This window comes from Pseudomonas fakonensis (assembly GCF_019139895.1).
GTDB classification, from domain to species: domain Bacteria; phylum Pseudomonadota; class Gammaproteobacteria; order Pseudomonadales; family Pseudomonadaceae; genus Aquipseudomonas; species Aquipseudomonas fakonensis.
Window position 1 is genome coordinate 3,457,829 of the sequence record NZ_CP077076.1, and the last position, 17,057, is coordinate 3,474,885.

The 17,057-nt window shown below is 65.2% G+C and carries 22 protein-coding genes; 9 read left to right on the forward strand and 13 right to left on the reverse strand.

Features of this window, described 5'->3' with window-relative positions; translation table 11 throughout:
* Nucleotides 1-170: 170 nt before the first annotated feature.
* Complete coding sequence (locus KSS94_RS15210; RefSeq protein ID WP_217838925.1) at nt 171-527, forward strand: DUF3077 domain-containing protein; 357 nt, start codon at nt 171-173, stop codon at nt 525-527.
* Between the two features lie 94 nt (nt 528-621).
* On the forward strand, nt 622-1,134 hold the full coding sequence (locus tag KSS94_RS15215) for a hypothetical protein (RefSeq protein ID WP_217838926.1): 513 nt from the start codon (nt 622-624) through the stop codon (nt 1,132-1,134).
* A gap of 119 nt (nt 1,135-1,253) precedes the next feature.
* Here KSS94_RS15215 and KSS94_RS15220 read toward each other — a convergent pair whose 3' ends face one another.
* The 3 genes from KSS94_RS15220 to KSS94_RS15230 form a co-directional block, all read right to left on the reverse strand.
* On the reverse strand, nt 1,254-1,556 hold the full coding sequence (locus KSS94_RS15220; RefSeq protein WP_217838927.1) for a hypothetical protein: 303 nt from the start codon (nt 1,554-1,556) through the stop codon (nt 1,254-1,256).
* A gap of 100 nt (nt 1,557-1,656) precedes the next feature.
* Nucleotides 1,657-2,154 (reverse strand): GNAT family N-acetyltransferase, encoded by a 498-nt coding sequence (locus tag KSS94_RS15225; protein WP_217838928.1) that lies wholly within the window; start codon nt 2,152-2,154, stop codon nt 1,657-1,659.
* Between the two features lie 507 nt (nt 2,155-2,661).
* Nucleotides 2,662-3,654: a bile acid:sodium symporter family protein gene (locus tag KSS94_RS15230; RefSeq protein ID WP_217838929.1), complete on the reverse strand. Its 993-nt coding sequence runs from the start codon at nt 3,652-3,654 to the stop codon at nt 2,662-2,664.
* A gap of 83 nt (nt 3,655-3,737) precedes the next feature.
* Between KSS94_RS15230 and KSS94_RS15235 the strand changes: the two genes are divergently transcribed.
* Nucleotides 3,738-4,529, forward strand: coding sequence for an AraC family transcriptional regulator (locus KSS94_RS15235; protein WP_217838930.1), 792 nt, complete (start codon nt 3,738-3,740; stop codon nt 4,527-4,529).
* A gap of 144 nt (nt 4,530-4,673) precedes the next feature.
* On the opposite strand, the gene nfsB is transcribed toward KSS94_RS15235, so the two are convergent.
* Nucleotides 4,674-5,327, reverse strand: coding sequence for an oxygen-insensitive NAD(P)H nitroreductase (gene nfsB / locus KSS94_RS15240; protein WP_217838931.1), 654 nt, complete (start codon nt 5,325-5,327; stop codon nt 4,674-4,676).
* A 103-nt stretch (nt 5,328-5,430) separates the two neighbouring features.
* Here nfsB and KSS94_RS15245 point away from each other — a divergent pair, with 103 nt between their 5' ends.
* On the forward strand, nt 5,431-6,330 hold the full coding sequence (locus tag KSS94_RS15245) for a LysR family transcriptional regulator (RefSeq protein WP_217838932.1): 900 nt from the start codon (nt 5,431-5,433) through the stop codon (nt 6,328-6,330).
* A 166-nt stretch (nt 6,331-6,496) separates the two neighbouring features.
* Here KSS94_RS15245 and KSS94_RS15250 read toward each other — a convergent pair whose 3' ends face one another.
* From KSS94_RS15250 to KSS94_RS15270, 4 genes are all read right to left on the reverse strand, one after another.
* Nucleotides 6,497-8,995 carry a sensor domain-containing protein gene (locus KSS94_RS15250; protein ID WP_225935790.1) on the reverse strand — a complete coding sequence of 833 codons (2,499 nt, stop codon included), beginning with the start codon at nt 8,993-8,995 and terminating at the stop codon, nt 6,497-6,499.
* A gap of 146 nt (nt 8,996-9,141) precedes the next feature.
* Nucleotides 9,142-9,642: a GNAT family N-acetyltransferase gene (locus tag KSS94_RS15260; protein WP_217838933.1), complete on the reverse strand. Its 501-nt coding sequence runs from the start codon at nt 9,640-9,642 to the stop codon at nt 9,142-9,144.
* A gap of 70 nt (nt 9,643-9,712) precedes the next feature.
* Entirely contained in the window at nt 9,713-10,129 is a 417-nt protein-coding gene (locus tag KSS94_RS15265) for a RidA family protein (RefSeq protein WP_217838934.1), read from the reverse strand.
* Nucleotides 10,130-10,198: 69 nt separating this feature from the next.
* Complete coding sequence (locus KSS94_RS15270; RefSeq protein WP_217838935.1) at nt 10,199-10,411, reverse strand: PLDc N-terminal domain-containing protein; 213 nt, start codon at nt 10,409-10,411, stop codon at nt 10,199-10,201.
* A 291-nt stretch (nt 10,412-10,702) separates the two neighbouring features.
* Here KSS94_RS15270 and KSS94_RS15275 point away from each other — a divergent pair, with 291 nt between their 5' ends.
* Nucleotides 10,703-11,317 (forward strand): LysE family translocator, encoded by a 615-nt coding sequence (locus KSS94_RS15275; RefSeq protein WP_217838936.1) that lies wholly within the window; start codon nt 10,703-10,705, stop codon nt 11,315-11,317.
* Here KSS94_RS15275 and KSS94_RS15280 read toward each other — a convergent pair.
* On the reverse strand, nt 11,295-11,990 hold the full coding sequence (locus KSS94_RS15280) for a metallophosphoesterase (protein WP_217838937.1): 696 nt from the start codon (nt 11,988-11,990) through the stop codon (nt 11,295-11,297). The two genes, KSS94_RS15275 and KSS94_RS15280, sit on opposite strands and share 23 nt — an antisense overlap.
* Nucleotides 11,991-12,114: 124 nt before the next feature.
* Nucleotides 12,115-12,624, reverse strand: coding sequence for a DUF2867 domain-containing protein (locus KSS94_RS15285; RefSeq protein WP_225935791.1), 510 nt, complete (start codon nt 12,622-12,624; stop codon nt 12,115-12,117).
* Nucleotides 12,625-12,722: 98 nt separating this feature from the next.
* Here KSS94_RS15285 and KSS94_RS15290 point away from each other — a divergent pair, with 98 nt between their 5' ends.
* Both KSS94_RS15290 and KSS94_RS15295 read left to right on the forward strand, forming a co-directional pair.
* Nucleotides 12,723-13,463 carry a carbon-nitrogen hydrolase family protein gene (locus KSS94_RS15290; protein ID WP_217838939.1) on the forward strand — a complete coding sequence of 247 codons (741 nt, stop codon included), beginning with the start codon at nt 12,723-12,725 and terminating at the stop codon, nt 13,461-13,463.
* Nucleotides 13,460-13,702 carry a hypothetical protein gene (locus KSS94_RS15295; RefSeq protein ID WP_217838940.1) on the forward strand — a complete coding sequence of 81 codons (243 nt, stop codon included), beginning with the start codon at nt 13,460-13,462 and terminating at the stop codon, nt 13,700-13,702. Before KSS94_RS15290 ends, KSS94_RS15295 begins: the two co-directional genes overlap by 4 nt.
* Before the next feature lie 5 nt (nt 13,703-13,707).
* On the opposite strand, the gene KSS94_RS15300 is transcribed toward KSS94_RS15295, so the two are convergent.
* Both KSS94_RS15300 and KSS94_RS15305 read right to left on the reverse strand, forming a co-directional pair.
* Complete coding sequence (locus KSS94_RS15300; RefSeq protein WP_217838941.1) at nt 13,708-14,208, reverse strand: methylated-DNA--[protein]-cysteine S-methyltransferase; 501 nt, start codon at nt 14,206-14,208, stop codon at nt 13,708-13,710.
* Between the two features lie 72 nt (nt 14,209-14,280).
* Complete coding sequence (locus KSS94_RS15305; RefSeq protein WP_217838942.1) at nt 14,281-14,685, reverse strand: MerR family transcriptional regulator; 405 nt, start codon at nt 14,683-14,685, stop codon at nt 14,281-14,283.
* 111 nt (nt 14,686-14,796) lie between these two features.
* On the opposite strand from KSS94_RS15305, the gene KSS94_RS15310 reads away from it, so the two are divergent.
* Nucleotides 14,797-16,032 (forward strand): NADH:flavin oxidoreductase/NADH oxidase family protein, encoded by a 1,236-nt coding sequence (locus KSS94_RS15310; protein ID WP_217838943.1) that lies wholly within the window; start codon nt 14,797-14,799, stop codon nt 16,030-16,032.
* 122 nt (nt 16,033-16,154) lie between these two features.
* Here the strand turns inward: KSS94_RS15310 and KSS94_RS15315 are convergent, their stop codons facing one another.
* Nucleotides 16,155-16,499, reverse strand: a complete 345-nt coding sequence (locus KSS94_RS15315; protein ID WP_217838944.1) for a hypothetical protein — start codon at nt 16,497-16,499, stop codon at nt 16,155-16,157.
* A gap of 159 nt (nt 16,500-16,658) precedes the next feature.
* Here KSS94_RS15315 and KSS94_RS15320 point away from each other — a divergent pair, with 159 nt between their 5' ends.
* On the forward strand, nt 16,659-17,024 hold the full coding sequence (locus tag KSS94_RS15320; protein ID WP_217838945.1) for a hypothetical protein: 366 nt from the start codon (nt 16,659-16,661) through the stop codon (nt 17,022-17,024).
* Nucleotides 17,025-17,057 lie beyond the last annotated feature (33 nt).

Consider the following 17,057-nt stretch of genomic DNA (forward strand, 5'->3'; position numbering starts at 1 on the left):
AATCGCAGGCGCTTTTTTTGTGCCCGCTTTCTGTGCAATGGCGGCTGTGCGTGGGAGACCTTCGGGTCTGCCGGGTTTCCTTTTGCCTCGGTCCGCGAACCCGCGTACAGCTGCCACCCTAATCGTTTCGCGGCGATGGTTGGCAGCTCCACCGCAAAAGGAGTTCCACCATGACCAAGGGAATACCTGATCCACCCCAGCAACCCTGCTGCGACCTCTACGCCTTCGGCACCTGCAACCACCACCACGCCCCGCTGTTCACCGTTCGCCCCGGCGTCTTCGCCGAGGAAGCATTGGTGCATGCGATCCAGCTCGTTCAACAGGCCTACCAGTCCACCACCCTCGCCCGTGAAGATGCACAGGGCGATGCGCGGCGCTTGCTGGGCAGCTCGCAGCTGTCGCTGGAAATGACCGAGGCGCTGTTGAACAAGGTGCTGGATGGCCTCGTGCTGTTGCCGAGCAACCCGCCTGCGCCCAAGCGGCCGGGGCGGTTGGCGAAACCGGTACAGGCGCAGGACTACCGCTAGATGGGAAACCAGTGCTTGGCTGGCAGGTCTGCCGCCAAGTACTGGCGATGTTCAAGGATGATCGTGACAAGCCAATGGATGACGAGAGATTCTGATGCTTCGAAAAGTGATGCTGTACGGCTTGGTGCTTCTCTGCACAGGCTGTGTAAAAACGGCTCGGCAACCACCGGCAATGTTGGAGTTCATTGACATCCACAAAGATCACCGCGGGGATTACAGCTTTTTATTCAGCAGCAATATCGATCTTTTCACGATATTCGACATCCCTGATATCCACAGCAAATCCCCACCTGCCCTGATCTGCTCGTTCGATGGAGACATGGATTTTACAGGCGATCATATGATCTACGCGCAGGCCATGGGTATTGTGGCCCGCACAACTGACCCGGCTATCTACGAGGCGGAAATGCGGTTCCATTATACCCATCGCAACGATAAACCTGCCCCACTGGACAGCTATGAATACTACCTGGCACTCCTTCAGGGCGGCTCAGCGATCAACTGCAAGGTAAGCGTCACCTACTGGGGGTTCAAACCGTACCTCTCGGAGGTGCTCACTGTACCCAGCGCATTGATGCTTGAACGCTTCGGGCAAAAAGCGCAGTGAAGGCTGCGCAGCGGCTGATCGGCAGTGACCAACCGCTGCAGCTTTGCCCGGCAGGCACTCCCAGCGACGTACGGCGCGTATGAAAACCTGCGGCCGCACCGGTCATTGCGGGGCTGCGTTCAGTTCAGCTGCCACTGCACCCGTTCCTGCGGCGTCAGGCTGTCCATCACGTGGGAGAAGGTTTCGCTGAACTCGACACTGACATTGCCGAACACCTTGAAGTTGCTCAGCAGGTAGCGCTTCACCGTTTTTGGCCAGCGCCCGTCACGGTGGCCGGCGTTGATGATGCCCTTGGCGTCCTGGTAGTTGGCGGCGGGCTTTACCTGGGTCAGACGGCGCTCGAAGTCGCCGAAGGTCCACTCGTCTTCGCGGGCTTCGAATTCGTTGAGCAGCCTGATTTTGTACAGGGCAAGTTCCGGCATGGGGTTGGCTCCTTTTTGGGTTGGAACGCAAACCCTATGCAAATGGCGCGGCGATGGAAATGAACCCGATGTTGAACATTGGCGTGGCCTTGTAGGGCGTTTACCCGAGCATCAGCTCCATATGGGTGGTCTGCCACTGCGGGTCCGGCTCGATATCGACAATGCAAAAGCCCTGCCGCTCCCAGAAGCGGATCGCCCCCGGCAGGAACGGGTGAGTGTGCAAGTACAGGCATTCGACGCCCGCCGCTGCCGCATGCTCGCGCAAGGCGCCGAACAACGCGGCGGCCAGGCCATGGCGGCGGTAGTCGGGAGTGACGAACAGGCGCACGATCTCGACGGTGTTGCGGGTGTGGTAGTCGAGTTGCGCAAAGCGGTGATCGTAGGGCAGATAACCGATGCCGGCGATCAACTGGTTATCGGCGTGGGCGACCAGAAAGTGGCCGGGGCCATCGATATACGTTTCGTTGAAGTGCGCAAGGTCGCGTGGCAACGGCGAGTCGGCCAGCAGCGGGAAAAGCTGGCGGCGGGCAGTGTCGATGAAGCGCACGGTTTCGGTGGTGGCTGAGCGGGTGGCGGGGGTGATGGTCCAGGTGGGCATGGGCGAAGGTTGCGCAGCGGAATGTAGGGACGTTCTATCCGAATGAGCCACGCCGGGCAAACGAATTGGCTGATCATTTTCCCGCAGGCTTTGCTCACACCACCTTAAACGTTGTCAATATTGACTTGGACAGGTGCCGCTAGGCTCTGTGTGAAAAGCCTTGATACTCGGTGATGCTGCGTTGAAAACAGCCTCGGAATGCTCATTTACAACCCGTAAACTCCGCTTGTTAGCATTTTCCGCTGCGTTGCTGCGGCATGTCCATATGACTCGCTAACCATCCATGTGCTGCTGTGGACCACTCTCGGGCTGGTGTTCGGTTTGCTGGCCCAAGGGCCAGTGCTGGCACCTCGCAACCAGCACAACACCAGGCTGCAATCCTGACGCGCTCGCAACGGGATGGAAAAACAAGGACGCCTGGTGAAAACACCAGGCGTCCTTGTTTCAGGGCTTGCACCGTGCCTCCTGAAGCCTAGACGCCAGGAGGCCGAACACGGGAGGCCCCGCCTACACCGCCGCCGCCCGCTCACCCTCAACCTCAGGCCGGCGCGCATAGCGCTGCGCCAGCGCCGCACACACCATCAGCTGGATCTGGTGGAAGATCATCAACGGCAAGATCAGCAAGCCGATGGTGCTGCCGGCGAACAGCACCTGGGCCATGGGCACCCCGGTCGCCAGGCTCTTTTTCGAGCCGCAGAACAGGATGGTGATGCGGTCCTCGATATTGAAGCCCAGCCACTTGCCCAGCAGCGCGGTAATCCCCAGCGACAAGGCCAGCACCACGCAGCAGCCCACCACGATCAGCGCCAAGGTGGCCGGCGGCACCTGCTGCCACAAGCCGCCAATCACTGCGGCGCCGAAGGCCGAATACACCACCAGCAGGATCGAGCCCTGGTCGACGAACTTCAGCCAGGCCTTGTTGCGCCCTACCCAGTCGCCGATCCAGCGCCGCGCGATCTGCCCGGCCACGAAGGGCACCAGCAGTTGCAGGCTGATCTTGCGGATAGCCTCCAGCGTAGAGCCGCTGTCACCGTGCACGCCCATCAGCAATGCCACCAGCATCGGTGTAACGAAGATGCCCACCAGGCTTGAGGCCGCCGCGCTGCAAATAGCCGCCGGCACGTTGCCGCGGGCCAGCGAAGTGAAGGCGATGGCCGACTGCACCGTGGCCGGCAGCGCGCACAGATACAGGAAGCCCAGGTACAATTCGTTGCCCACCAGCGGCTGCAGCACCGGCTTGAGCGCAAGGCCAATCAGCGGGAACAGCACGAAGGTGCAGACGAACACCAGCAGGTGCAGGCGCCAATGGCCGGCACCGGCATACACCGCCTCGCGCGACAGCTTGGCGCCGTGCAGGAAGAACAGCAGGCCGATGGCGATGTTGGTGATCCAGTCGAACGCCACCGCCACCTGGTCGCGCGCCGGCAGCACGGTGGCGAGGGCCACCACGGCTATCAAGGTCAGGGTGAAGTTGTCTGGCAAGAACCGCGATCGGGCCATGGCTGAAATATCCTGTGTTGTTTTACTGGCTAGCCTACCTTAGCCTTGTTGGCGGTAACCGACTAACGCGATGAGGGCAATAAATGTCGATAAGTGGACAAGCTACCGTGCATGAGCGGATTGTCCCCGCCCTGCACGCCCTGCCGCGCCCGGTATTTGCCCGCACCGAATCGCTGCTGCGCCCGGAGCGCACGCCGATGCACCGCCACCCCTGGGTGCAGTTGTCCTATGCGATTTCCGGTGTGCTGCACGTGCACACCCCCACCGGCAGCTTCGTCGCCCCGCCGCAGCGTGCGGTGTGGATGCCGCCGGACATGGACCACGAGGTGTTCAGCTTCGCCAATACCGAAATGCGTGGCCTGTACCTCGACCCGCAGCTGTTCGATGACGCCCATGGCCATTGCCGGGTGATCGAGGTGACGCCGCTGACCCATGAGCTGATCAAGCAGTTTGCGCAGTGCCCCACCGAGTACGACGAGGCCGGTGAGGACGGCCGCCTGGCCATGGTGCTGGTGGACCAGTTGCGTGCCGCCCGCGAGGTCAGCCTGTCGCTGCCCTTGCCGCAGGATGCGCGGGTGTTGCAGCTGTGCCGGCAGTTGCAGGACGCGCCGGACGACAACCGCACCCTGGCCGAGTGGGGCGAAATGCTGGGGGCGTCGGAGAAGACCTTGCGGCGCATTCTGCTGCGCGAAACCGGGCTGAGCTTTCGCCACTGGCGCCAGCGCATGCGCCTGCTGGGTGCGCTGGAGGCCCTGGGCCAGGGCGTGGCGGTGACCGAGGTGGCGTTGAGTGCCGGGTATCAGTCGACGTCGGCGTTCATTGCTGCGTTTCGCGAGCAGTTCGGCGTGACGCCCGGCGACTTCTTCAACGCCTGACCCCGCCCCCCTGTAGGAGCCGGCTTGCCGGCGATAGGGCCGTAAGCCGTGGCACAAAGACGGACCTGTACCGCCAGGCCGGGCCTCATCGCCGGCAAGCCGGCTCCTACAGGGAGTGCGTCAGCGCGTTAGTCACCGAACGCGTCAGAGGAAGGTAAACACCTGTTCAGCCGGCAGGCGCGATTTGCCCAGGCCTGCGTTGAAGTCATCCTCGCTGCGGTAGCCCAGGGCCAACACCACCACGCTGGTGAAGCCGCGCTCGCGCAGGCCCAGTTCGGCGTCCATCAGCTTGAAGTCGAAGCCTTCGATCGGGGTGGCGTCCAGGCCGTAGGCCGCAGCGCCCAGCAGCGCGGTACCCAGGGCCAGGTACACCTGCTTCTCCATCCAGTGCTGCAGGTCCTTGTTGTCGTAGCGGTGCAGGTCGGCGTAGAAGCGCCGGGTCTGGTCCTGGCCGGCCTTGGCCTGTTCGTTGCGGTAGCGGCCGTCTTTTTCTTCCTGGTCCAGCAGCGCCTGCAGGTGGCTGTCGGTCATGTCGGTGCGGGCAGCGAACACCACCACGTGGGAGGCGTTGAGAATCTTCGCGGTGTTGTAGGCAAACCCTACCTCGGTGCTCTTGGCCAGGCGCGCCTTGCCTTCGGGGGTGTCGGCGACGATGAAGTGCCAGGGCTGGGAGTTGACCGAGGACGGGCTGTGGCGCAGTTGCTCGAGCAGTGCGTCGATGGTGGCCTGGGGGATACGGCGGCTGGCGTCGTAGGCTTTGGTGGTGTAGCGGCGCTTGGCCAGGGCAACGGTGTCCATCGAGGGTAACTCCTGTGGGATCGTGTAGTGAGGCGCATCTTATCTTCCCGGTAGTAAAGAAAAACCCGCACAATGCAGCAACACTTTCATCCCTGGAGTGAAAATGCTGCGCATCACCGACCTGGAACTGTTCACCCGCGCCAGCGCCCTGGGCAGTTTCACTGCGGCAGCCCACGAGGCCGACCTGCTGCCCGGCCAGGTGGCGGCGGCGATCAAGCGCCTGGAGCGCGAGCTGGACGTGCGCCTGTTCGCCCGCACCACCCGCAGCCTGCGCCTGACCGCCGAGGGCGAGCTGTACCTGCCCACCGCCCAGCGCGTGCTCGAAACCCTGCGCCAGGGCCGCGAAGACCTGCACGGCAGCCACAGCCAGCTGCGCGGGGTGCTGCAGGTGGCGGCGCCGTCGGACATGGGGCGCAACCTGCTGCGCCCGTGGCTTAGCGCCTTTCGCCGTGAGCACCCGGGCTTGAACCTGCGGTTTTTCCTGTCTGACCAGTTGGCCGACTTGTACCGCGACCCGGTGGATGTGGCGATCCGCTACGGGGTGATTGCGGACGGCAACTACATCGCCCTGCCCCTGGCGCCCTGGAACCGCCGCGTGGTGGTGGCTTCACCGGACTACCTGGCCCGCCATGGCCGCCCGCAAACGCTCGAGGCGCTGCAGCAGCATGACTGCCTGCTGTACCTGCAACAGGGCCGGGTGTATGACAAGTGGCGCCTGGGCAACCGCACCGTGCAAGTACGCGGCCCCCTGGTCAGCGACGATGCCGACGTGGTGCGGCGCTGGGCGCTGGAGGGCGAAGGCATCGTCTACAAGTCGTGGCTCGATGTCAGCGCCAACATTGCCGCCGGCGAGCTGGAGATGCTGCTGCCCGAGCACGCCGGCGAGCCGACCCCGGTGACCCTGGTGTGCCCGCACCGCAAGCAACTGACGCCGGCGGTGTCGCAGTTGCATGGGTGGTTGCGCGAGCGGTTCGAAGGGTTGCGGCCGGTGGGGTTGTTGTAGCGCGTGATGCTGGCTAGCCTTGAAACTTATGCGGTCCCTGTGGGAAGCGGCCTTGTGTCGCGCAGCGGCCCCAAGGCCTCGGCTTCATGCAAAATTGCCGGGGCTGCTGCGCAGCCCTTTCGCGAAACAAGGCCGCTCCTACACAGACCGCGTCAGGGGGCAATGTTTACAGCGGGCGCCCCGGCTCCAGCGGCGCGACCTGCTTCAAACGCTCGCTGGCCGGCACCGGACGGCCGTACAGGTAGCCCTGGAAGTTCGAGCAACCCTCCGCCATCAGCCGCTCCATCTGCTCAGCCGACTCCACCCCTTCGGCAGTGGTCTTGATCATCAGGCTGTTGGAGAGCTCGGTGATGGCGCGGATGATCGACATCGCCTCGCGGCTGTCGCACATGTCGTGGACGAACGACTTGTCGATTTTGATCCGGTCGAACGGGAACGAACGCAGGTAACCCAGCGACGAATAACCGGTGCCGAAGTCATCCAGCGAGATCGACACCCCCAGGTCCTTCAGCGCCCGCAGCGTGCGCACGTTTTCTTCGCTGTTGCCCAGCAGCACCGACTCGGTGATTTCCAGCTCCAGGCGGCTGGCTGGCAGCCCTGAGTCGGACAACGCCAGGGCCACGGTGTGCACCAGGCTTGCGTTCTTGAACTGCACCGGCGACAGGTTCACCGACACGGTCTGGTCGGTGCCCCAGCTGGCCGCTTCCTGGCAGGCCAGGTTCAGCGCGCGGGCACCGAGTTCGTGGATCAGCCCGGTTTCTTCGGCGATGGGGATGAAGTCCATGGGCATGATCATGCCGCGCCCCGGGTGCTGCCAGCGCATCAGCGCCTCGTAGCCGGTGACGCTGTTGTTCTGCGGGTCGATCACCGGCTGGTAGTGCAGCTGCAACTGGCCCAGGTGCAGCGCGGTGCGCAGGTCGGTCTCGACCAGGCGGCGCTGGCGCGCGGCGACATCCAGCTCGACGTGGAAGCACTCGAAGCGGTTGCGGCCGTTGCGCTTGGCCTCGTACAGGGCCATGTCGGCGTAACCGAGCAACTGCTCGGCCTGCTCGTGATCGCCGGGGGCGATGGCCACGCCAATGCTCACCCCCACGGTGAACTGGTGGCCTTCGATATGAAACGGCGGGCACATCGCCTCGATCAGGCGCTGGGCGGTGTTGCGCGCGGCGTCGCGGCTGTCCAGGCCAACCAGCACCACGGCGAACTCGTCGCCGCCCAGCCGGGCCAGGGTGTCGTGCTCGCGCAGCTCGCGGCGCAGGCGCTTGCCCAGGGCGCGCAGCAGCTTGTCGCCGAAGGCATGGCCGAGGGTGTCGTTGATGTTCTTGAAGTTGTCCAGGTCCAGGCACAGCGCGGCGGTCAGCTTGTCGTTGTCCTCGCCACGCAGCAAGGCCTGCTTGAGGCGCTCGTGGAACAGCGTGCGGTTGGGCAGGCCGGTCAGCGCGTCGTGGTGGGCCATGTGGTGGATCTGCGCATGGGCAGCCAGCTCCTCGGTAGCGTCCTCGGCAACGAACAGCACGTAGTCGGCCTGGCCCTCGCGGTTCTGGCAGAGCATGGCGCGGCTGCGCAGGGTGCGCGGGCCGATGGCGGTATCCACCCTTGTCTCGGCGCCGTAGCCCTTGGCGCTGCGCGCGCCGCGGGCCAGTTGCTGCTCGAGGTAGTCGGCGGCGGCCGGGGCCAGGCCCTGGCTTGGCAACTTGCCGATCATGCTGGCGCCCTGGCCGCCGAACAGCCGCTCGGCCTGCTGGTTGGCCAGCAGAATTTGCCGGGTTTGCAGGTCTTGCACGATCACGCTGGCGGGGATGTTGGCGATTACCGAGTCGAGGAACTGCGACAGGGTGGTCATCTCCTGGCTGTACTGTTCGGCCAGCTCCTTGGCTTTGAGCAGCTCTTGCTGCTGCTGGCGGCGCTCGGAAATGTCGCGGGTGATCTTGGCAAAACCGATCAGTTGGCCGCTCTCTTCATCGCGGATCGGCTCGATCACCACGCTGGTCCAGAAGTGCGAGCCGTCCTTGCGCTGGCGGATGCCTTCGGCCTGGAAGCGCCCCTCGACCCGCGCGGTGGCAAGGCTGAGCGCCGGCAGGCCGGCCTCACGGTCATCGTCGGTATAGAACACCGAAAAATGCTGGCCGACGATCTCATCGGTGCGGTAGCCCTTGGCACGCTCGGCCCCGGCGTTCCAGTTGACCACATGGCCGTGGTTGTCGAGCATGTAGATGGCGTAGTCGCGCACACCCTGCACCAGCAGGCGGAAGTGCCGCTCCTGCTCGCGCTGGGCCAGTTGCGCGCGGTATTGCTCGGTGCAGTCGCGGGTGATCTTGGCAAAGCCCACCAGTTGCCCGGCGTCGTCGCGCACCGCCTCGATCACCACATGGGCGCGAAACTGCGAACCGTCCTTGCGCAGGCGCCAGCCGTGCTCCTCGAAGCGCCCGCTGGCCAGGGCCTGTTCCAGGTTTTTGGTCGGCAAACCAGCGGCGCGCTCGTGCTCGGGGTAGAACAGCGAATAGTGCTGGCCGACGATCTCTTCGGCGCTATAGCCCTTGGCCCGCTGCGCCCCGGGGTTCCAGTTGGCGACCATACCTTCGGGGGTGAGCAGGTAGATGGCGTAGTCCGCCACGCTCTGGATCAACAGCCGGTACATCACATCGGGGCTTGCAGCTAGCGACATGGGGTTTACCTGAACACGCGACACGCACGAAAAGGAAAGCATCCGAACCCCCTGTGTCGGGCCGGCCCGGAACCGCGAAATACTGGCATTATGCCGTCTGATGAACGGCTTTAGTGCGCTCTGTCACGAATTTTCCATGCGCGAAGTCAATGCCGCGTGCCACCCACCATGAAATTGCGCAACTGCGGCTCATCGCCCAGGGCGATTTCTTCGACCGCCCGTGGCAAATTGGCCAGCAATGCCTGGCAAAACGCCACGGCAGGCGCATCGCCGCCGTGGCAACGCAGCAGCCAGTGGTGGTTGCCATCGCCAAGAAACTGCCCTGCCACAGCACTGCCCACACCTTGGCGGCGAAAGCGCTTGAGGATGAACAGGTCGGCCAGTTCCAGGGCGTCGATGCCTGGCAGCTCGCTGCGCTCGATAAGCACGAAGCCTGCGATGAAGTCATCGACCAGCACCAGGTAGGCGCCCCAGCCAGGCGACTGCCAGTAGCGTTGCAGGTGCGGCTCGTGGATGTAGAACCGCCCCTGCACATCGACGTCTTCCTGCTCGAGGTCCGACCCTTCGTAGGCGTAGAACTGGTAGAGGTTGCGGATCAGGTCCGCCTGCTCGGGGGTGGTCTTGAGCAGTTCGATGGGGGCTGGCATGGCGGGCTCGGGCAAGTGGCGGGGGGCGCGATTGTAGCGCTGCGGCTGCGCCCCACCAATGGGCAGGCGGTCAGGCGCCCGGCAACGCCGCCAGGGCATCGATTTCGACCAGCATGCCGTCCAGCGCCAGGCGCGGTACCGGGATCAGCGTGCAGGTCGGGGCCATGGCGCCGGCCCAGGCCTGGTTGGCCAGCGTAGTCCACTGCTGCAAACGGGCCTGGCTGTGGTCGACGATCAGCAGGGTAAGCTTGTACACATCGGCAAGTTTTGCGCCCTTGGCGGCCAGCGCGGTCTGCAGGTTGGCCAAGGCCTGGCGCGCCTGGGCCTCGAAATCGGCCGACAGTTGCCCGGTGGCGTCTTCACCGCCCTGCCCGGCGATGGACAGCAAACGGCTGCCGGCGCGCACCTCGGCGACGTGGGAATAGGCATTGGGACTCGGGTCGTAGAGCCCTTCGGGGTTGCACAGGGTGAAGGCGGCTTGGGTCATGCGGGCGCTCCATCGGGTGAAAGAGCGCCGAGTATCAAACCTTGGGTTAACTCAAGGTCAAGGGCCGGGTCATTTTTCCTGCAGCACCGCCCGCCCCTTCACCGCCCGCGGCCCGCGCCAGGCCCAGAACAGCAGGCCGGGGAACGGTGCATAGACGACGAACACCACCCACAGCATCTTGCGCTCGGCGCGCCGGTCGCTGCCGATGATCTGCCAGATGGCGCAGATCTCCAGGGCGATGACCACCAGGGCGACGAAAAGCCAGATCGTTCCGATTTCCATGAGCACTCTCCCGTTGGCATGTACAGGGTTGGGTTGTGCTGCGGGCCAAGGGTTCAAAGCGATTGCGCAGTTGCCCTGTAGGAGCAACTGTCTTGCTCAGTTGCTAAAAGCTGGCGCGATCCCTGTGGGAAGCGGCCTTGTGTCGCGATGGGGCGCGAAGCGGCCCCAAGGTCTTAGCCTCATGCACAATTGCTGGGTGATCGCCTAAAGGCCCCTGCTGCAATATTCTTCAATACCGCTCAACCGCGCCCGCAACACACTGCGGCTTTCCCTGCACAAGAAAGCCCCCCAATGGATCAATTTCTGCTCATCGCCGCCGCGCACTTCCTCGCCCTGCTCTCCCCCGGGCCGGACTTCTTCCTGGTTGCCCGCACCTCGGCCAACGCCGGCTGGCGCGTGGCCAGCGGCGCCTGCCTGGGCATCGCCCTGGCCAACGGCGCGTTCATCTGTGCCGCGTTCACCGGGGTGTCGATCCTGCGTGACGGCAGCGCGCTGTTCATCGCCCTGCAACTGGCCGGCTGCGCCTACCTGCTGTACATCGGCCAGCTGTTCTTGCGCCACGCCGGGCGCAGCAGCCTCACCCAGGCCGGCGCCAGCACAACCGCCAGCGGCTGGCTGGCGAGCCTGGGCATGGGCTTCGCCTCGGGCGTGCTCAACCCGAAAAACGCGCTGTTCTACGCCAGCCTGGCCAGCCTGGTGGCCGCCAGCCCCGCCTGGTTGAAGCTGGTGTATGGCAGCTGGATGTTCACCGCGGTGCTGGCCTGGGACCTGCTGGTGGCACTGGTCATCGGCAACCAGCGGGTGTTGCGCCGCTTTGGCGAGGTGCTGCCCTGGCTAGAACGGGCATCCGGGGTGCTGTTGATGCTGCTGGCCGGTGCCATGCTCATGCGCCTGGCGCTGGGCTGAGCACCTGCAAGGTCGCGAGGTCGAGCAGGCTGAAGCAGCCGCTGCTCCAGCCGCCGGTATCCAGGTGCCAGACGTTACCCAGCACTTTCACCGCCAGCACCGGGGTATGCCCCACCAGCACAGCGCGCACGCCCTCGACCGGCACGGTGTCGCCTTCTTTCAGGCGCCGCCGCGACCACTGGCAGACTTCCCGCGCGGCCGGGTCGTCGTCATACAGCAGGCTGTCGCGCAGCTGCGCCCAACTGCTGAACGGGCTGTCGGCGTGCAGCAGACCCACTGGCCCTTCTGGCGTGTCCACCTCCAGTGCGATGGGCAGGTTCAAGAAGGCTTCGACGAAGGGCTCTTGCTGGTCCGCAGGCAGGTCGAGAAACCAACTGCCCCCAGCCGCGCGGTACATGGCAAGGTCCACCCGGCCACCGCACAGGTGGCTGATGGCGAGCGACTCGTGGTTGCCCTGCACCGCGTGGAACCAGGGCTGGGCCAGCCAGTGCAGGGCCTCGGGGCTGTGTGGCCCGCGGTCGACCAGGTCACCCACGCTGAACAGGCGGTCAACGGCGGGGTCGAAGCCGACGCGGTCCAGGCACGCCTGCAGGCGCCGGAAGTGCCCGTGAATATCCCCCACGGCCAGGTCGCGGCCTTGGGTGTTGGCGGCTATGCGCCGATAGCGGCTCATTGCATGGTTCCTCTGCGGCGGCCCCGGCAGTACTGCACAGGCCTGTGCCGTACTGATGATGCCGGCATTCGACAGCATGGCACAGGGTACCTCCGGCGCACAGACCGAGCGGCGTTTGCCGGGCTCAACTGCGCAGGCGGCGCAGGGCGATGGGCGCAATCAGCCGGTGGAACGGCGCCACCGGTAGCATGTACAAGCGCCCCAGCAGGTTGTGGGTGCGTACCACGGTGCTGACCAGCACCTGGCACTGGCCGTCGGCGCCCACCCGGCGCAGCAGGGCGATATGCACGTCCAGGTGGCGGTCGCAGTCGGCCAGCAGCACTTCCTGCTCGGTGTTGGCCAGCAAGGTGAAGATGCCCACCCGCTCGCCGGGTTGGTAGCTGGCCGGCGCACGGGCCGGGTCGATGGCGGTGAGGCGGCCGAGGTCCTTGAGCCCCAGCCGGCTTACCAGGCGGTTGCGCAGCACCATCAGGTTATCGATCCAGCCCGGCATGGCGCCCATCAAGCGCAGAAAATAGCCCATGGCGGGCTGAGCGCAGCTGTTCAGGTTGATCGCCCGGCAGTGGCAAAAGCTGGCCTGGGCGGCGTGGGGGGCTATCAGCGAATCGGCGGGAATGGCCGTGGTGTAGGTCATTGCGGTCTCCATCCATGGAATCGATAAGTTGCTGCTGGTGAAGGCAAAGGCTGCGATTGTATCCTCCCCCCACACACCCGCACCAAGGATGGAATACCGTGAAGCTCTGCGCCGTACAACTGGCCTCGCGCAAAGGCGACCTGGCCGGCAACCTGCACCGCCACCTGCAAGCCATCCAACAGGCCGCCGCCCTGGGCGCCGAACTGGTGGTATTCCCCGAATTGTCCCTGAGCGGCTACGAGCCCACGCTGGCCCGGCAACTGGCCACCCCGGCCGACGCAGCGCTGCTGGCGCCTTTGCAAGCGGCATGCGACCGGCTCGGGGTCCAGGCGGCCATCGGCCTGCCCCTGCCTGCGGTGGGCGGTGTGCGTATCGGCATGCTGGTGCTGCGCCCAGGCTTGCCCGCACTGAGCTACGCCAAGCAACGCTTGCACGCGGATGAATTCGACTACTTCATACCCGGCGACAAGTCGCTGGTGTTCAGCGCAGGCGAGCTGCAGGCGGCCCCGGCGATTTGCTACGAGTCGATGTTCATCGAGCACGCCGCACGCGCCCGGGCACAAGGTGCGCAGCTGTACCTGGTAAGCGTGGTGAAGACCGCCAAAGGCATCATTGAAGGCTACGAGCACTACCCCGAGGTGGCGCGGCAACTGCAAATGCCGGTGCTGATGAGCAACAGCGTGGGCCCGGCCGACAGCTTCATCAGCGCCGGCCAGTCGGCAGCCTGGGATACCGGCGGCCAGCTGCTGGCCAGCCTGAGCGAACAACACGAAGGCCTGCTGCTGCTCGATACCACCGCCAACAACGCCCAGGCCCACCCGCTGGTGCTCGCGCCATGAAGTACCTGCTGGTGGCCCTGGCCAGCTACGCCGGGGTGTATTACCTGGTGGGGCTGCTGATTCGCGGGCAGTTGGCCGACGTTGCCGAGGGGTTGCGCCATCGCCCCGACGCGCCGCCGCCGGGCCAGTACCTGCGTGAAGTGCAAAGCCATGCACAGCGTACTCACCTGCGCTACAGCCTGTTCGCCGGCACGCTGCTGGCTGCGGTGCTGATGCTGCTGTGCGCCTGGTTGGGCTGAGCGGTTTAGATGTCCAGCGCCAGGCTTTGGCGCCCTTCCAGCGCCAGCAAGTACTGCTTGGCCGGCAGGCCGCCGGCAAACCCTGTGAGGCTGCCTGAGGCGCCGATCACCCGGTGGCACGGGGCGATGATCGAGATCGGGTTGCGCCCGTTGGCTGCGCCTACCGCACGTACTGCGTCCGGGTTGTCGATCTGCCGGGCGATATCGCTGTAGCTGCGGGTTTCGCCGAACGGGATGGTCAGCAGCGCCGCCCACACCTGGCGCTGGAACTCGGTGCCGGCAAAATCCAGTGCCAGCTCGAACTGCCGGCGCTCACCGGCGAAGTACTCGCCCAGTTGCCGGGCGGTGTCGCGCAGCGTCGGGTGATCGTCATCGCGGTGCAGCTCGCCCAGGCGCACGCGGTTCTCCCGTTCATGCTCCCACAGCACGGCAGCCAGGCTGTCGCCGCGCGCCACCAGGGTGAGAACACCGACCGGCGATTGCATCAGGGTGAAGGCGCAGGCCATGGCAGGCTCCGTTACAGGTGAAGAGGAACGCACTGTACCCACCCTGCCCGCCTGCCGCACCCGCTTTCTTGCTCAAGCATCACGCCAGCGGGCCAGCAGGCGCTGGGCATTCTCGTCGCAGTCCATGCCCGCAGGCTTGCCCTCGATACCGGCGATCAGCTCCAGCAGGTGCAGGCGGTTCTGCGCCAGGCGCTGCTGCAAGGTTTCGATTTCCAAAACCTTGGCCTTGAGGCTGGCCAGCAGGCGGTCGTGCCGCGGGCTGCCTACGGCGCGATCCTGGCTCAGCTCGCGCATCTCTTCAAGGCTGAAGCCGGCCTGCTGGCCGCAGGTGATGATTTCCAGGCGCTGCACCGCCTCTTCGGGGTAGTCGCGGTAGCCATTGCCCAGGCGGCGGGCCTCGATCAGCCCGCTGGCTTCGTAAAAGCGAATACGCGAAGCACTCAAGCCTGTGCGTCGGGCCAGTTCACCGATTTTCATTTTGTTTGCTCAACCTCTATTGACCTTAAGGTTTACTTTAACCTTAGCCTTCTTCGCATCCCAGCCGCGCATTCACCTTATCGACGCACGGCACCCGACACGGAGAACCCCATGCACGCCTTCCAGCCCCTGCAATTGCCCAACGGCAGCCAAATCCCCAACCGCATCGCCAAGGCGGCGATGGAAGAAAACCTGGCCAATCCCGACCAGACCCCCTCCGATGAACTGCTGCGCCTGTACCAAGCCTGGGCCGACGGCGGCGCCGGCCTGCTGCTGACCGGCAACGTGATGATCGACCCTCGGGCGATGACCGGCCCTGGCGGGGTGATGCTCGACGACAGCCAGCCGTTGCAGCGTTTTGCGCAATGGGCACGCATCGGCCGCAGCCGCGGCGCGCAGTTCTGGATGCAGATCAACCACCCCGGCCGGCAGATGCAGGCCAGCCTTGGCCAACCCACGGTGGCGCCGTCGGCGGTGGCCCTGGACATGGCCGGGCTGTCGAAGCTGTTCGCCACGCCCCGGGCACTGACCGAAGACGAAATCACCGGGCTGATCCAGCGCTTCGCCCGCACTGCTGCGCTGGCCGAGCAGGCCGGCTTCAGCGGCGTGCAGGTGCATGCCGCCCACGGCTACCTGCTCAGCCAGTTCCTCTCGCCGCTGAGCAACCAGCGCCAGGACCGCTGGGGCGGCAGCCTGGCAAACCGCGCGCGCCTGTTGCTGGAGGTGGTCAAGGCGGTGCGCGGCGCCGTGTCACCGGGGTTCAGCGTGGCGGTGAAGCTCAACTCGGCAGATTTTCAGCGCGGCGGCTTCGAGCCGGCCGACGCCCGCCAGGTGGTACTGTGGCTGAACGAGCTGGCGGTGGACCTGGTGGAGCTCAGCGGCGGCAGCTACGAGGCACCGGCCATGCAGGGCGAAGCCCGCGATGGCCGCACCCTGGCCCGGGAAGCCTACTTTCTGGAGTTCGCCCAGGACATCGCCACCCTCGCGCGCATGCCAGTGATGGTCACCGGCGGCATCCGCCGCTTGCCGGTGGTGGAGCAAGTGCTGGCAAGCGGCGTGGCCATGGCCGGCATCGCCACGGCGCTGGCGGTCGACCCCGCCCTGCCCCGGCGCTGGCAGCAAGGCGAGGCCGGCGCCAGTGCCGAGCTGCCGCCGATTCGCTGGAAGCGCAAGGCGTTCGCTGCACTGGCGTACATGGCGTTGGTGAAGTTGCAGATGCGCCGTTTGGCTGCGGGTATGCAGCCCAAGCCCGGCGCATCGGCGCTGCGGGCGCTGGTACTGGAGCAATGCAGCGCGCTGCGCCGTACCCGCCGTTACAAGCAGATGATGGCGCAAAAACCGCTATAGGCTGCCAATGCGCCCCCCTGTAGGAGCTGGCTTGCCAGCGATAAGGCCGGCCCTGCAACCGCAGCTACTTGTGCCGGCCTCATCGCCGGCAAGCCGGCTCCTACAGGGCACGCGCCAGCCCTTCAGGTCCGCGAGCACATCAACGCCGCATCCAGCAACCGCCCATGGTCATACCAGGCGTCGCGCTGGTAGGCCATGTATCGGCCACCCGACAGCTGCACCAGCCCATCAGCCTTTTTCGGGTCGGTACTGGTCACGAAAAGCTCCGGGCCATCCTGGCCCTGGACCGTATAAGTCTGCGCACTGGCAGGCAACTCACCCTTAACGCACCCCAGGTACGCATCCGGGCTTTTGGCCGTGGTGCCGAAGGTATTGTCATGCCCCGCACGAATGTCCGGGTCGTGGGCGCAGCCGGCCAGCAGGCCGACGGCAATGGCCAGCAGGGCCGGTTTGATCAGGCGATACATACGAGCCTCCGAGCCCCCATCAGAAAACCTGCACGGCGAACGCTACGGACAACCCTTTTTAGTAGTGTGCTTACGGTTTACCAGCTTAGCCCCGAACCCGCTGCACTGTGGCACCATGCTGGCACCTGGCCGGACGAGCGGCCTGACGCAAGGAAGACCATGGAAGGGTTACTGGAAGATATCGTGCGCTTTTGCCTGCCACCGTTGGTGCTGCTGGCGATGTTCTGGGGCGCTACTTACGAGCGCAACCGCTGGCATGCAGGCTTTTTGAAGGACTTTGCGGCCGCGCTGGCCAAGCTGGGCATCCACCGCCACGTGCTGATCATCGACAAACGGGTGACCCCGCTGACCCACCGCACCGGCGAGGTTTACCGGATCTTCCACGACGGCCAGGGCAGTTACTACCTGTACACCAAGATCGGCAATGCCGACGGCGTGCTCAAGGCGCTGACCCGGGAGCGGGCCATGCTCGCGATCGAAACCTGCGGCTATCCGCTGGTCAGCCCGGCAGACGGCGCGCCCTGAACAGGCGCTTAATGGTGGGTGCGCTTATCGTCG